Source organism: Enterobacter sp. DC1 (genome assembly GCF_000568075.1).
Taxonomy (GTDB): domain Bacteria; phylum Pseudomonadota; class Gammaproteobacteria; order Enterobacterales; family Enterobacteriaceae; genus Enterobacter; species Enterobacter asburiae.
In genome coordinates, this window is the sequence record NZ_AZUA01000001.1 from 1,163,813 (window position 1) to 1,179,121 (window position 15,309).

Annotated in this window: 12 protein-coding genes; 6 read left to right on the plus strand and 6 right to left on the minus strand. The window is 55.4% G+C overall.

The window, feature by feature from the left end; all coding sequences use genetic code 11:
• Positions 1–73: 73 nt before the first annotated feature.
• Positions 74–1,348 carry a hypothetical protein gene (locus P346_RS23145; RefSeq protein WP_152537845.1) on the plus strand — a complete coding sequence of 425 codons (1,275 nt, stop codon included), beginning with the start codon at positions 74–76 and terminating at the stop codon, positions 1,346–1,348.
• A 144-nt stretch (positions 1,349–1,492) separates the two neighbouring features.
• Here P346_RS23145 and P346_RS15895 read toward each other — a convergent pair whose 3' ends face one another.
• The 3 genes from P346_RS15895 to clpS all read right to left on the minus strand — a co-directional run bounded on the left by P346_RS15895 (position 1,493) and on the right by clpS (position 4,981).
• A complete protein-coding gene (locus tag P346_RS15895; RefSeq protein WP_032658223.1) occupies positions 1,493–1,930 on the minus strand; it encodes a hypothetical protein in 438 nt (145 codons plus the stop codon).
• Positions 1,931–2,353: 423 nt separating this feature from the next.
• Positions 2,354–4,633 (minus strand): ATP-dependent Clp protease ATP-binding subunit ClpA, encoded by a 2,280-nt coding sequence (gene clpA, locus P346_RS15890; protein ID WP_023335109.1) that lies wholly within the window; start codon positions 4,631–4,633, stop codon positions 2,354–2,356.
• 27 nt (positions 4,634–4,660) lie between these two features.
• Positions 4,661–4,981, minus strand: coding sequence for an ATP-dependent Clp protease adapter ClpS (gene clpS / locus P346_RS15885; protein ID WP_006174393.1), 321 nt, complete (start codon positions 4,979–4,981; stop codon positions 4,661–4,663).
• Positions 4,982–5,248: 267 nt separating this feature from the next.
• On the opposite strand from clpS, the gene cspD reads away from it, so the two are divergent.
• Positions 5,249–5,470, plus strand: a complete 222-nt coding sequence (cspD, locus tag P346_RS15880) for a cold shock-like protein CspD (RefSeq protein ID WP_006809408.1) — start codon at positions 5,249–5,251, stop codon at positions 5,468–5,470.
• A gap of 70 nt (positions 5,471–5,540) precedes the next feature.
• Here the strand turns inward: cspD and macB are convergent, their stop codons facing one another.
• The gene (macB, locus tag P346_RS15875; protein WP_032658224.1) at positions 5,541–7,481 is read right to left on the minus strand and encodes a macrolide ABC transporter ATP-binding protein/permease MacB; all 1,941 of its coding nucleotides are present in this window, start codon (positions 7,479–7,481) and stop codon (positions 5,541–5,543) included.
• Positions 7,478–8,593 (minus strand): macrolide transporter subunit MacA, encoded by a 1,116-nt coding sequence (gene macA, locus P346_RS15870; protein ID WP_032658226.1) that lies wholly within the window; start codon positions 8,591–8,593, stop codon positions 7,478–7,480. Before macA ends, macB begins: the two co-directional genes overlap by 4 nt.
• 159 nt (positions 8,594–8,752) lie before the next feature.
• Here macA and P346_RS15865 point away from each other — a divergent pair, with 159 nt between their 5' ends.
• Positions 8,753–9,709 (plus strand): VirK/YbjX family protein, encoded by a 957-nt coding sequence (locus P346_RS15865; RefSeq protein WP_032658228.1) that lies wholly within the window; start codon positions 8,753–8,755, stop codon positions 9,707–9,709.
• Here P346_RS15865 and P346_RS15860 read toward each other — a convergent pair.
• A complete protein-coding gene (locus P346_RS15860; RefSeq protein ID WP_032658229.1) occupies positions 9,706–11,364 on the minus strand; it encodes an ATP-dependent endonuclease in 1,659 nt (552 codons plus the stop codon). The genes P346_RS15865 and P346_RS15860 overlap by 4 nt on opposite strands.
• A 372-nt stretch (positions 11,365–11,736) precedes the next feature.
• On the opposite strand from P346_RS15860, the gene aqpZ reads away from it, so the two are divergent.
• The 3 genes from aqpZ to hcp all read left to right on the plus strand — a co-directional run bounded on the left by aqpZ (position 11,737) and on the right by hcp (position 15,306).
• Positions 11,737–12,432: an aquaporin Z gene (gene aqpZ, locus P346_RS15855; protein ID WP_014883193.1), complete on the plus strand. Its 696-nt coding sequence runs from the start codon at positions 11,737–11,739 to the stop codon at positions 12,430–12,432.
• A 177-nt stretch (positions 12,433–12,609) separates the two neighbouring features.
• Positions 12,610–13,509: a lysine exporter LysO family protein gene (locus tag P346_RS15850; protein ID WP_032658231.1), complete on the plus strand. Its 900-nt coding sequence runs from the start codon at positions 12,610–12,612 to the stop codon at positions 13,507–13,509.
• A 144-nt stretch (positions 13,510–13,653) separates the two neighbouring features.
• Positions 13,654–15,306 (plus strand): hydroxylamine reductase, encoded by a 1,653-nt coding sequence (gene hcp, locus P346_RS15845; protein ID WP_032658232.1) that lies wholly within the window; start codon positions 13,654–13,656, stop codon positions 15,304–15,306.
• Positions 15,307–15,309: the final 3 nt, after the last annotated feature.

A 15,309-nucleotide genomic window follows, 5' to 3' on the forward strand; every position in this document is an offset into this window, starting at 1 on the left:
ACAGATTTTGTGAACCTTCTCACGACATATCAAAAAGGGAGGCCTGAAAATTATCGACTAACAGAATCAGTTGGTGAAAGACATGACATCCACTCCAAAAATAGATCTCAATGTTTGTAAAAGCTGGTCATGCGCTAATCTTGGAATACCAGATGCGAGTGATTATGTTTTTCCTGTTTATCGTCTGGGCTACGCTGCTCTTGAATGTCAAAAATGTGGCAGTCTTCCTCCACTGTTTAATACAAAAGATTGTGACGAGTGGTTCAGTCAATTCATGCAACGAAAATTAGGACATACAGGACAAGGTTGTCCCCGCTGTTTTACAGCTCACATCATTCGCTATGGATACACAAAAGCCAGAACACCCCGCTTTCAATGTTGTACCTGCCGTTATGTATTTACTCCACACTATGCCAATCCTGTAGGCCTGAATAAAAATATCACCCTTCTTTCCCAGCTCGAACAAGGGGTGCACTCTGGTGAAACGACAAACCAAAGGGTCCTTGCACACGCGGTTAACGGGTTCGAACACGATCTGCATGTTTCATTCCCTGCGCTAACAAGGGTGTCAACGACCACAATGGTTATACCGTTTCAGGGTCATTCAGCGAGGCAGAAACTGTATGTTGTAATTAGTGCCGATGCTGACTCCGGCAAAATTATTCAAATAACAACCAACTATTGCGACTGGAAGGCAGGTGATTCATTGCTCTATCAGGGTTCAAAGACTTCCCCTTCTTCAATACTACCGTCGAGCGATACCGATCTTATTCGGGAGCAAGAGATGCAATTTCTTAAACGGAGTCAATTTGATGAAATTCAGTACGGTAGTGCCGAGCTTAAGCGAAACGACCGGGGAAGCATGGTCCGTCCTGTCATTACCATACACAGTCATTTCCAGCGATTAAAACGACGCTTCCCGGGAGTAACCGATCATTACCTCGCCCATGAGTGCGTTTTGCGCGGCGGAGCTATAACTGCCTGGTCAACAGAAGTCCGACTTGGGAAAACCGATCTTTGGTTTGTGTCAGAAATAAATGAAAACACCAACCTCTCTGACAAAGCATTTTGCCTTACTGGTAGCTGGAAAATGGGATGGTGGAAAAATGTGTGGCAGCGATGGGATAATGGCGAGATATGCAAGATGATTGGCCTACTGACTGGACAGCAAAGTACAGTGGAGCCCGCGTTGATTTCACTTGCATCCTGCACTGCATTTGCTGTCTGGCTGAAATCCCATCCATGGTCATTACAGTGCCATAACTATGGGGCACGGGTAGTGAGCCAGCATTTAGTGGGTCTTGGCTGTATTTATAACCAACAGATGAAGGAAAATGCAGGCCGTTAAGGGCTACATAACGCGAGCTGTACGGCAGCGAACTGCACTATTTTATTGTCATCAAAAGTTATTAACGTCTTCCTGTAACACCCACTTTTCCGAAGATTAATCCATTTGGCGTCAGAGGAACTCCCCCGACGCCTCGGATCGACGTCAGGAAATAATGTGAATTACCGTTTTTGCACTTTGAGGTGCAACGACATCTGCGGCCATCGAATGCGTAATGTCATGCAGCAGTCCCGTAAGATGCGGCAACATATCGCGGTCAAAATGCGATACCAGCAGTATGTGGTTTAACGCCCGACAGTAGTCACACATTGTTTCGGTGTCTTCAAGCAGCCACTCTTTTTGTCTCGGTTGTTCCACTTCGTCCTCAAACTCCACCACCTGAAAATCACACATTGATTCTTTGAGGCCGTATTTCATTTCTTCCAGATACGCCCCAAGGCAGCGACAGACGGGCTGCGTTTGTGGGAGTGATGTGCAGTCGAGGAGGATTTCGGTGAGCAGTTTGCAGCGCTCGGCCAGAATTGGAAGATCGGGGTTGAGGGAGAGTTCGGTGTAGAGCTGTGAAAAATTGTTATGTTCCATTTGATTATGACTCCGTGTGAAATGATGAGATCTCCACCCGAACGCCAACTCAGGTGGCAGACTGAACCGGTTTGGCGTACCGACCCACACGGGAAAATCGGCGCTTCAAAAGAAGCCCCGGTTCAGCCCACCATAATTGAGTCTGCGGATTATATCGCTAGCTTTCAAAAGTGTGAACGAACCTGATGATAGTTGACGTATCAACATCATTTCTCGTGTGTAATCAGGACGCCAATCCCGGAACCTGATTTTGCAGGTGCGCCGCCATTTTATTACTGTGGATTTATCCAGCAACTGACTTCGAAAGAAACTGGAAAGCGCCTCGCAAAATTCCTCTGCAGTCTGTTGCCCTCACCCACAGGGAGAGGGAGAAAACAAAAAAAAACGGCAACCGAAGTTGCCGTTTTGCTTTTACCTTACAACTCAGTGAGCCGCTTCCGGCTTGTGCTTCGCCGCACTCTGGAAATCGTACGTCAGTTCGTTCTTCGCCTGGTCCAGCGCCACGGTCACCTGGCCGCCGTCTACCAGCGAGCCAAACAGCAGCTCGTTCGCCAGCGGTTTCTTCAGGTTGTCCTGAATCACGCGCGCCATCGGACGGGCACCCATCGCACGGTCGTAGCCTTTCTCGGCCAGCCAGTTGCGGGCCTCCTGGCTCACTTCCAGCGACACGCCTTTCTGATCCAGCTGAACCTGCAGCTCGACGATGAACTTGTCCACCACCTGATGGATCACGTCGGTAGAGAGGTGATCGAACCAGATAATGTTGTCCAGACGGTTACGGAACTCCGGCGTGAAGATCTTCTTGATCTCCTCCATCGCATCGGTGCTGTTATCCTGGTGGATCAGGCCGATGGATTTACGCTCGGTTTCACGCACCCCGGCGTTGGTGGTCATCACCAGCACCACGTTGCGGAAGTCCGCCTTGCGCCCGTTGTTGTCGGTCAGCGTCCCGTTGTCCATCACCTGCAGCAGAATGTTGAACACGTCCGGATGCGCCTTCTCGATTTCATCGAGCAGCAGTACCGCGTGCGGATGCTTGATCACCGCGTCGGTGAGCAGGCCGCCCTGGTCAAAGCCCACGTAGCCCGGAGGCGCACCAATCAAACGGCTGACGGTGTGACGCTCCATATACTCGGACATATCAAAGCGCAGCAGCTCAATACCCAGCGCTTTGGAGAGCTGAACCGTCACCTCGGTTTTCCCCACGCCGGTCGGGCCAGCGAACAGGAAGGAACCGACAGGCTTGTGGTCATGCCCCAGCCCGGCGCGGGCCATCTTGATCGCTTCGGTTAAGGCCTCAATGGCTTTATCCTGACCAAAGACCAGCATTTTCAGGCGATTGCCGAGGGTGCGCAGCGTGTCGCGGTCGCTCTGAGAAACGCTCTTCTCAGGGATACGCGCGATGCGGGCCACCACAGACTCGATATCCGCCACGTTAACGGTTTTCTTACGCTTGCTGGCCGGCATCAGACGCGCACGCGCCCCTGCCTCATCAATCACGTCAATCGCCTTATCCGGCAGGTGACGGTCGTTGATGTATTTCACCGCCAGCTCCACCGCCGCACGGACCGCTTTCGCGGTGTAACGCACGTCGTGGTGCGCTTCGTACTTCGGTTTCAGGCCGTTGATGATCTGCACCGTTTCCTCGACGGACGGCTCGGTCACGTCGATTTTCTGGAAGCGGCGCGCAAGGGCACGGTCTTTCTCAAAAATGTTGCTGAACTCCTGGTAGGTCGTGGAGCCAATCACGCGGATCTTGCCGCTGGAGAGCAGCGGTTTGATCAGGTTCGCGGCATCCACCTGGCCACCGGAGGCCGCACCTGCGCCGATGATGGTGTGGATCTCATCGATAAACAGGATGCTGTTGGTGTCCTGCTCCAGCTGTTTTAACAGCGCCTTGAAGCGTTTTTCAAAATCACCGCGGTATTTGGTGCCCGCCAGCAGTGAGCCGATATCCAGCGAGTAGATGGTGCAGTCGGCAATCACTTCCGGCACGTCGCCCTGCACGATGCGCCAGGCAAGACCTTCGGCAATCGCGGTTTTACCCACGCCTGACTCACCCACCAACAGCGGGTTGTTCTTGCGGCGACGGCACAGCACCTGGATCGCGCGCTCCAGCTCTTTATCGCGACCAATCAGCGGGTCGATACCGCCAACGCGAGCAAGCTGGTTGAGATTGGTGGTGAAGTTTTCCATACGATCCTCCCCGCCTGCTTGCTCTTCATTGTTATTGACCTGATTGCTGGAATCCGATGCCTGGTTAGGCTCGTCTTTGCGCGTTCCGTGAGAAATAAAGTTAACCACGTCGAGGCGGCTGACTTCGTGTTTGCGCAGCAGGTAGGCAGCCTGTGACTCCTGCTCGCTGAAGATGGCGACTAAGACGTTTGCGCCAGTCACTTCGCTACGTCCGGAAGACTGGACGTGGAATACCGCGCGCTGCAGCACGCGCTGGAAGCTGAGCGTCGGCTGCGTGTCGCGCTCTTCTTCACTGGCTGGCAGCACCGGTGTGGTTTGTTCGATGAAGGCTTCGAGTTCCTGACGTAGCGCCACCAGATCCACGGAGCAGGCTTCCAGCGCTTCGCGGGCAGATGGGTTGCTAAGCAGTGCGAGCAGTAAATGCTCGACGGTCATAAACTCATGTCGGTGCTCACGCGCTCTGGCGAAAGCCATGTTTAAACTGAGTTCCAGTTCTTGATTGAGCATAGGCACCTCCCCCAATTTTATGCCTTATCAGGCCTTTTCCAGCGTACACAGCAACGGATGCTCGTTCTCCCTCGCATAGTCGTTCACCATCGCCACTTTGGTTTCCGCGACTTCGGCAGTAAAGATGCCGCAGATCGCTTTGCCTCGATAATGAACGGTAAGCATCAGTTGCGTTGCACGTTCTACATCATAAGAAAAGAACTTTTGTAGCACGTCAATAACAAATTCCATCGGCGTGTAATCATCGTTCATTAACATAACTTTATACATAGATGGCGGTTTTAGCGCGTCGCGCACTTTGTCTTCCGCCAGCTGGTCGAAATCCAGCCAATCGTTGGTCTTACCCATTATGCATAACCACTTTGAATCTACCTCAGATGTTAGATAACAATCATCTATTACTGTCATCCGCGATGTCTGTCACAAACTGTTGCAATAGCGTTAACTGCTTCAAACTTTGGTTGATTATTGTCCCATCTCCAGCGCCAAACGCTTGACGACTTCTTTCGTTTCTCTAAATTGTACAAGCGTGAGATGGCGAGGTTTTGAACAGCCCCCACTCCACCACCGGTTCATTCCATCTTAACTTATAAGATTTACGAAGGATGTCGAAGCATGGAAATGGGTACTGTTAAGTGGTTCAACAACGCCAAAGGGTTTGGCTTCATCTGCCCCGAAGGCGGCGGCGAGGATATCTTCGCTCACTATTCCACCATTCAGATGGATGGTTACAGAACGCTCAAAGCCGGGCAGTCCGTCCGGTTCGATGTACATCAGGGACCAAAAGGCAATCATGCAAGCCTAATCGTACCCGTTGAAGCAGAGACGGTTGCATAGCTCTCTGTTTTATTGTGTACATCCCGCAGTCAAAATGCCAGCCCGATCGGCTGGCATTTTTATTTTCGGGTTATTCCCGAGCCAGCGCGTCCACCGGATCCAGCCGCGCCGCGTTGCGGGCGGGCAACCAGCCAAACAAAATGCCGGTAAAGGTCGAACACAAAAATGCGGTGATAATGGCGACCGGCGAGAAGCCAATCTCCCAGCCGGGTAAAAAGAGCTGGAGCGCAAACGCAATCATCATCGAGAGCGCAATGCCCATCGCCCCGCCGACCAGACACACCAGTACCGCTTCAATCAAAAACTGCTGCAGCACGTCGCTGGCCCGGGCGCCGACCGCCATGCGGATGCCGATCTCCCGTGTACGCTCGGTGACCGACACCAGCATGATATTCATCACCCCGATGCCGCCGACGACCAGCGAGATCACCGCCACCAGCGTGAGGAACAGCTGAAGAGTACGTGTGGTCTTTTCCGCCGTTTTCAAGAGGCCGTCCATATTCCAGGTGAAGAAATCTTTCTTCCCGTGGCGCAGGGTTAACAGCCGCTCAAGCTGCTGTTCGGCGAGCGCGCTGTCGTAGCCCTCCTTCACGCGTACGGTGATGGAGTTGAGCCAGGACTGCCCCATAATCCTTCCTGAGATGGTGGTGTAGGGCAGCCAGACGCGCAGGATTTTGCTGCTGCCAAACATCGACTGCTTCTCTTCCGCCACGCCGATGACCGTGGCAGGCATGTTGCCGACCAGGATCACTTCGCCCACCACGTTGGCTTTATTGGGGAAAAGCTGCCTGCGCGAGTTCGCGTCCAGCACCACCACCTGCGCCCTGCCCGCCAGCTGCTCGGCGTTGAAGGTGGCGCCTTCGCTGAAGGTCATGCCGTAGACGTTGAAGTAGTCTCCGCTGACGCCGTTAGCGCTGGCGGCCACGTCAACGTTGCCCACGCGCAGACGCAGGTTCTGCGAAACCGCAGGCGTGGCGGAGTTCACCCACGGCTGCTTCTGAATCGCCGCCAGATCGTCGTATTTCAGCGCCTGCTGATACTGCGGCTCGTCGTCGCCAAAGTCTTTGCCGGGATAGACGTCAATGGTATTGGTGCCGATGGCGCGGATATCCGCCAGCACCAGCTGCTTGGCCGCGTCGCCCACCACCACGATCGACACCACAGAGGCGATACCGATAATGATGCCGAGCATCGTCAGCAGGGTGCGCATTTTGTTGGCCGCCATCGCCAGCCAGGCCATGGTCAGCGCTTCGCGAAAGCCGCTGGAGAACTGTCCCCAGCCGGTTGATGCCGGTAGCGCTTCTTTCGGTGCCGCGGCCCTGGACTCACGCGGCGGCGGATTGCTGACCAGCTCGCCGTCGTGGATCTCAATAATGCGTTCCGCCTGTGCCGCCACCTGCGGATCGTGGGTCACGATAATCACCGTGTGCCCCTGATCGCGAAGCTGATGGAGGATCGCCATTACCTCTTCGCCGGAATGGCTGTCGAGCGCGCCGGTCGGTTCATCCGCGAGGATCACCTGCCCGCCGTTCATCAGGGCGCGAGCAATACTCACGCGCTGCTGCTGGCCGCCGGACAGCTGCGAGGGCTGATACTCCACCCGCTCCGCCAGCCCCAGACGCGTCAGCAGCATCTGCGCGCGCTCAAGGCGCTTTTTACGCTCGACGCCCGCATACACCGCAGGCACTTCCACGTTCTGCGCCGCATTCAGGTGAGAAAGCAGATGGTAACGCTGGAAGATAAAGCCGAAGTGTTCCCGGCGCAGCTTCGCCAGCGCGTCGCCGTCCAGCGTGGAGACATCCGTCCCGGCCACGCGATACGTCCCGCTGGTCGGTTTATCCAGGCAGCCGAGAATGTTCATCAGCGTCGATTTACCGGAACCCGACGCGCCGACAATGGCCACCATCTCGCCCGCTTCCACGCGCAGGGAGATGCCCTTCAGCACCTCCACCGGGCCGTCGCCTGACGGATAGCTGCGACGAATGTTATTTAGCTCAAGCAGCGCCGTCATTTAGCGGCTCCGGGCAGGCTTTCGCTGACAACAACCTCCTCGCCCTCTTCCAGCCCTTTCACCACCACCACGTCGGTGTCGTTGCGCGCGCCGATCACGACCTCGCGCTCGCGCGTTTCGCCGTTGCGCAGCACTTTCACTTTATAACGGCTCTCTCCGGCGGATTCACCGAGCGCAGAGAGCGGAATGGTCAGCACGTTCTTCACGCCGGTCAGCTGGATATGCACCTGTGCGGTCATGTCCAGACGCAGCACGCCCTGCGGGTTTGGCACCTCAAAGCGGGCATAGTAGAAAATAGCGTCGTTAACCTTTTCCGGCGTCGGCAGAATGTCTTTCAGCACGCCTTCGTAGCGCGTCTGCGGGTCGCCAAGCACCGTAAACCAGGCGTTCTGTCCCGGCTTAAGATGGATCACATCCGCCTCTGAGACCTGGGCTTTGACCAGCATGGTGCTCATGTCAGCCAGCGTCAGAATGTTTGGCGCCTGCTGCGCGGCAATCACCGTCTGGCCCTGCAGCGTGGTGATCTGGGTCACTTCGCCCGCCATCGGCGCGACGATTTTGGTGTAGTCGAGGTTGGTTTTTGCCGTATCCAGCGAGGCCTGATTGCGTTTGATCTGCGCGTCAATCGTGCCAATCTGCGCCTGTTTCACCGCCAGTTCAGTGGTGGCAGTATCGAGATCTTGTTTCGAAATAGCCTGGGTTTTGGCCAACGCCTGCTGACGGGTCAGCGTTACCTGGGCCAGGTTACGTTCTGCCAGCGCCTGCGCACGCTGCGCGCGCAGCTCCATCAGCGTGGCTTCCACCTCGCGGATCTGGTTCTCAGCCTGCTCAGGATCGATAACGCCGAGCAGCTGGCCTTTTTTCACCTTGTCGCCAATCTCAACCGACAGCGTTTTCAGCTGGCCGCTGACCTGAGCACCGACGTCAACCTTGCGCAGAGCGTCAAGCTTGCCCGTCGCGAGGACGTTTTGCTGCAGTTCGCCCGGGCGAACAATCAACGTCTGATACTGCGGCACCGGCGCATTCAGCACCTGCCATAGCCAGTACCCACCGGCTAAAACCACGACCGCCAGCAGCAGAAACAGCGTTCTGCGTTTTCCCTTGAGGTTCATAAATATTCCAAATAAATGTTCTGGCAATGATAAGCGTTGATTCTAACTAAACGACTCTTCAACGAAAGCCCTGTTCTCCGAAATCGTCCTAATTTGTTTACGAGATGTTGACATTTCTCCTGCTGAAATAGCGATATTCCAAAAGGATCAGGATCTACCATGTCTTCTATCGTCGATACATCACTTTCAAACCTGCCGCAGCCAAAATCCGGCTGGCAGCTCTTCAAAAACCTGGCTCTTGGTGAGATCGCACCCGGGCTGGCATGGGAAAAAACCGCCTATCGACGCAAGTTCATGCTGCGTTCACTGGCGACACCGCTCAGCACCGCTCGCCTGCTGTCCGAGCTTGCGAAACATCCGCACCTGATGCAAATGCTCCAGGTTCAGCCGGGGCTGCCCTGCCGCCTTCATCGTCCGTGGCTGACGGTCAATATGGATCGACAGCGTGCGCTGGAATCGCTCTCCTGGCACTATCAGATGATGTGCCGCCAGCTGCCGGCGACGCTGACAAAGGGTTACCTTTCAAAGCAGGGCGTGACTCTGCTGACCTTAACCGGAAAAGATGAACAGCAATTTACCGTCCGCCTGTGTGCCGACGCGTTTATGGATAAAGAGGGAGAAGCTACCCTCGTTTTCTGTGACAGTCAAAATACGGCGCTGGCGGAGATGACCTTTACGCTATGCCAGTTTGAGGGAAAATCGACGCTGTTCATTGGCGGTTTGCAGGGCGCAAAAGCGCATGTTCCCCATGAGCTGATCCAGGGGGCGACGAAAGCCTGCCACGGACTGTTCCCGAAACGTCTGCTGGTCGAGGCCGCAATGACGCTCGGCGCCGCGTTCCCGGTAGAGCAGATTGTCGCCGTCAGTAACGATACCCATATTTATCGCAGCTGGCGCTACCGCAAGAAAAAAGAGGGCAAACTGTTGGCCGATTACGACAGTTTTTGGCTCTCCATCGGCGGTGAAAAGCAGGATAACGGAAACTTTATGCTGCCGCTCGTCATGCCGCGTAAACCGATGGAAGAGATCGCCAGCAAAAAACGTTCCGAATATCGCCGCCGCTACGAGCTGCTGGATAGCCTGATTCAGCAGGTGAAACAGGCGACCCAGCGCTAATCCGCTTTCCCGCGTGCCAGCCACAGCACGCGGGAGAACATCTTCCGCAGCAGTGTCGGTACCGCCTCCACGCCCCGCCTCCCCGCTTCCGTCGCCACTTCAATGGCTAAATCCGGTTTTGACGAACGATGAATGGCTTTGGCGATCACCCGCCGCATGTTCATCGGGACATCGACCGGCACCATGGCAATGCGGTGAAAGACGTCGTCGAACCCCTGACGATACATAAAGTGTTCCATGTCCATCGCGGGGAGCATGGTTAAGTGGTCGCGCTCTTCCTCGCGCTCGTTATTCAGCAGGCTCCGCACGGTTGAGGCATATTTTTTACCCGCCTCATCACCGTCTACCAGCACGTGCCACTCGATCCCCATCCGGCGGGCGAATTTTATCAGCGGCTTTAATCCCGACTGCGCGAATTCGATTACCTTAATGCCTTCCGCATCAAAATGGTGGCCGCACTGGCGCGCCAGCTCGTTGATGACCCAGGTTTCCGTTTCCCCCTCCACCAGCAGCCAGCAGCGGGCAAAGAGCGACGACGCCCGGTTAAAGCGAATATGAAACGCGATGCGCCGCCCGTCTTCCGCGTTCAAACCGCCAGGCCCAAGCCGGAAAGCGCAGACGCGGGAGGATTCACGCACCAGGCGACAGACGTGCTCTACCGGCGTCAGCGATAATAGCTCCCCTGAATTGGTGGTCGTAATGCGCTGGAGCGGCAGCAGATTCAGCAGATGCCATGCCACGGAGAGCATGATGGGATGCAGGCGCGTTTCCGGGTCTTCCACCAGCAGCAGCGGCCGGGCGTCCCGGTCAAGACGAACGGTGCCTTTGGCCTGCAGAAGCGTTGAAAACAGCCCCAGCAGAATCACCCGATGGGTACGACCGCCGGGCCGGTCGATCATCCGGTTAATGATGTCGAGGTAACGCCAGCTTCGCTGTTCATCATGAGAGCGGCGGCGCATCAGACGGTGGCGCGACTCCGAGGTTCCCTGCTCGGAAAAATAGTGCTCCAGGAGTTGCACCATTGCGGACAACCCCTGACGAATTTGACCATCGGTCAGATTCTGCGGACGCGACACCAGCTCTCTGGCCAGAAAATCCAGCTCGCGGGCGGTAACTTCCACTTCCGGCATATTGGGTACGGTACCGTTACGAATACGCCGCATAAAACGCGCATCGCGCAGGCGCAACACCGGCGTCAGGCGGATCAGGTGACGGGCCAGATCGTCGATGTTGTCCAGCGGGATCGGGTTGGCTTTCTCATCGAGAAAATCACGCAGGGTGAGTACCCCCTCGTTCTCCGCCATCTCCCCTTCCAGCCGATAGAAAATCCGGTGGAAACCGTCATCGCACGGCACCCAGCAGGGTGACAGCGGGCGGAAACGACGCACACGGTGACGTCCGGGCTCGGATTCGCGGAACGTCAGGATGATATGCAGGTGCTTCTCGCGCCCCGTTACGTCACCGGGCGGAAACCAGAAATCGTCGCGGACGAAGTGATACAGATCGTCTTCGGGCGAAAGCAGTAGCGTCAGCGCATCCAGCAGGCTGGACTTGCCCCACGCGTTCTCGCCGATCAGGACGTTGTTCTGCTCCAGCTGCAGCGACAGGCGGTTAATACCGCGAAACCCGACAATTTCCACACGTTCGAGAAGCATAAATCCCCCGACAAATGATCACTTTTTCCTTCAAGTAATCAGCAGTATAGCGGGATGCATACAGGCTTGACACTGCAATCCGTCTCCATAACCTGGCGGAAGCACGAAAAATTCAGAATTTATCCATCAGGTTTCATTTGAAATAACCCTCATCTCGCAAGATACTACCGCCCGCAAATTGGACTATGCTCTATTTACCTCCAGTTTGAACAAGGATTGACATCACATTGCCTTAAATCAAATTAATCGAATTTATTTAAGTGGCGAAGGGGTGTTGTTGGTTTTTAAAATACGGGCTCTTTGAGTCGTCATCCCTTTATGGCGATATATCCCGCGCGCGGGAATGCGTGCGGATAATTATTTGAGGTGGTTATGTTTAGAAAATTGGCAGCTGAATGCTTTGGTACATTCTGGCTGGTATTTGGTGGCTGCGGTAGCGCCGTTCTGGCAGCAGCATTCCCGGAATTAGGTATCGGTTTTGTCGGCGTCGCGCTGGCGTTTGGTTTAACCGTATTAACCATGGCGTTTGCCGTGGGACATATTTCCGGCGGTCATTTTAACCCGGCAGTGACGTTAGGTTTATGGGCGGGCGGCCGTTTCCCGGCAAAAGACGTAATTGGCTACATTGTGGCGCAGGTTGTTGGCGGTATTATTGCGGCGGGCGTTCTGTACGTGATTGCCAGCGGTAAAGCCGGCTTCGACGCGGCGGCCAGCGGCTTTGCCTCTAACGGCTTCGGCGAACACTCTCCGGGCGGCTACTCCATGCTGTCTGCAATCGTGATTGAAATCGTGCTTACGGCCGGCTTCCTGCTGGTGATCCACGGTGCAACGGACAAACACGCGCCAGCCGGTTTTGCCCCGATTGCCATTGGTCTGGCGCTGACGCTTATCCACCTGATTTCTATTCCGGTCACCAACACCTCCGTTAACCCGGCACGCAGCACCGCCGTCGCCATCTTCCAGGGCGGCTGGGCGCTTGAGCAGCTGTGGCTGTTCTGGGTGATGCCAATTATCGGCGGTATCCTGGGTGGCGTGCTGTATCGCACCCTGCTGGAAAAACGCGATTAATTAAGTGCGGCCTGTAATGTCGGGTAGCGCTAACGCTTACCCGAGCTACGTGAGAGTGCACTTTGTAGGCCGGGTAAGCGTTAGCGCCACCCGGCTTTCTTTTGCCGCTTTACTGAACAGCCTTTATTGGGTAGTGTCACTGGCGCTTAACCGATACTCAAAAAGGACCGGCTGTTCATGTTTTCAGGACTCCTCATCATTTTGCTGCCCTTGATCGTGGGCTATCTTATTCCGCTGCATCGTGAATCCGCATTAAGGCTCATTAATCGATTCCTGAGCTGGATTGTCTACGTTATTCTTTTCTTTATGGGGATTAGCCTGGCATTTCTGGACAACCTGTCGGCGAATTTACTCTCCATCCTCCATTATTCTGTCGTCACCGTGGTGGTTATTTTGCTGTGCAATATTGCCGCGCTGCTGTGGCTGGAACGCACTATTCCATGGAAAAATCACCACCATCAGGAAAAACTCCCTTCACGAATTGCAATGGCGCTTGAATCATTAAAATTATGCGGCGTCGTGGTGCTCGGTTTTCTTCTTGGGCTGACCGGTTGGGCATTTTTACAGCACGCGACTGAGGCCAGTGAATATACGCTGATCTTCCTGCTGTTCCTGATTGGTATTCAGCTGCGAAATAATGGCATGACGCTGAAACAAATTGTCCTCAACCGTCGGGGAATGATGGTTGCGGTGATTGTTGTCGCCAGCTCAATGGTGGCGGGCGTCATTAACGCCTTTATTCTCGATCTGCCGCTGAAAACCGGCCTGGCGATGGCGTCCGGTTTTGGCTGGTATTCGCTCTCCGGCATTCTGCTGACCGAATCATTCGGCCCGGTGATCGGCAGCGCCGCCTTCTTTAACGATCTGGCGCGCGAGCTGATTGCCATCATGCTGATCCCAGGTCTGGTTCGCCGCAGTCGTTCTACCGCGCTGGGCCTGTGCGGCGCGACGTCGATGGACTTTACCCTGCCGGTACTACAGCGCTCCGGAGGGCTGGAGATGGTGCCCGCGGCTATCGTGCACGGCTTTATTTTAAGCCTGCTGGTTCCGGTCCTGATGGCCTTCTTCTCTGCCTGATACTTCTTTGGCGGTAGGTTTCCTGCCGCCAAAATTGCGCTAAATCAATCTCCCTCTATTTTGTAGCAGAAAGCCCTTTTCTCCGTTCTGGCACAGGCATAACCTTAAACATGTATATTAAATATAACTTTAACAGGTGTGATTATGTTTTGTGTGCAATGTGAACAAACCATCCGTACCCCGGCAGGCAATGGCTGCTCTTACGCACAGGGTATGTGCGGCAAAACCGCAGAAACATCTGACCTGCAGGACCTGCTGATTGCCGCCCTGCAAGGCCTTTCCGCATGGGCGTTCAAAGCCCGCGAATACGGCATTGTCGACCACTACGTCGACAGCTTCGCACCGCGCGCGTTTTTCTCCACGCTGACTAACGTTAACTTCGATTCCCCGCGCATTGTCGGCTACGCCCGCGAAGCGATTGCCCTGCGTGAGGCGCTGAAAGCACAGTGCCTGAAGGCGGATGCCGGCGCTCGCGTGGAAAACCCGATGTCTGAACTGCAGCTGGTCAGCGACGATCTGGGCGACCTCCAGCGTCAGGCGGCAGAATTTACGCCGAATAAAGACAAAGCGGCGATTGGCGAGAACATTCTCGGCCTGCGCCTGCTGTGCCTGTACGGCCTGAAGGGCGCTGCGGCGTATATGGAACACGCGCACGTTCTGGGTCAGTACGACAACGAGATTTACGCCCAGTACCACAAAATCATGGCGTGGCTGGGCACCTGGCCTGCCGATATGAACGCGCTGCTGGAATGCTCAATGGAAATCGGCCAGATGAACTTCCGCGTGATGAGCATTCTTGATGCCGGTGAAACCAGCACCTACGGCCACCCGACGCCGACGCAGGTCAACGTCAAGGCGACCGAAGGCAAGTGCATCCTGATTTCCGGTCACGACCTGAAAGATCTCTACAATCTGCTGAAGCAAACCGAAGGGACCGGCGTTAACGTCTATACCCACGGCGAAATGCTGCCGGCGCACGGCTATCCGGAGCTGCGTAAATTTAAGCATCTGATCGGTAACTACGGCAGCGGCTGGCAGAACCAGCAGGTTGAGTTCGCCCGCTTCTCTGGCCCTATCGTGATGACCTCTAACTGCATCATCGACCCTACCGTCGGCGCGTACGACGACCGCATCTGGACCCGCAGCATCGTCGGCTGGCCTGGCGTGAGCCATCTTGAAGGTGACGATTTCGGTCCGGTTATCGCCCAGGCGCAGCAGATGGCGGGCTTCACGTACAGCGAAATCCCGCACCTCATCACCGTCGGCTTTGGTCGTGAAACTCTGCTCGGCGCCGCTGATTCGCTGATCGATCTCGTGAGCCGTGAAAAGCTGCGCCACATCTTCCTCGTCGGCGGCTGCGACGGCGCGCGCGGCGAGCGTAACTACTTCACCGATTTCGCCACCAGCGTGCCGGAAGACTGCCTGATCCTGACCCTGGCGTGCGGCAAATACCGTTTCAACAAGCTGGACTTCGGCGACATCGAAGGTCTGCCGCGCCTGATCGATGCAGGCCAGTGTAACGATGCTTACTCGGCCATCATTCTGGCGGTCACCCTGGCGGAGAAACTGGGCTGCGGGGTGAACGACCTGCCGCTGTCGCTGGTGCTGTCATGGTTTGAGCAGAAAGCGATCGTCATCCTGCTGACCCTGCTCTCATTGGGCGTGACCAACATCGTGACCGGCCCGACCGCGCCTGGCTTCCTGACGCCGGACCTGCTGGCGGTGCTGAACGAGAAATTCGGTCTGCGTTCCGTGACCAACGTTGAAGATGATATGAAGCAGCTGCTGAGCGCGTAAGGA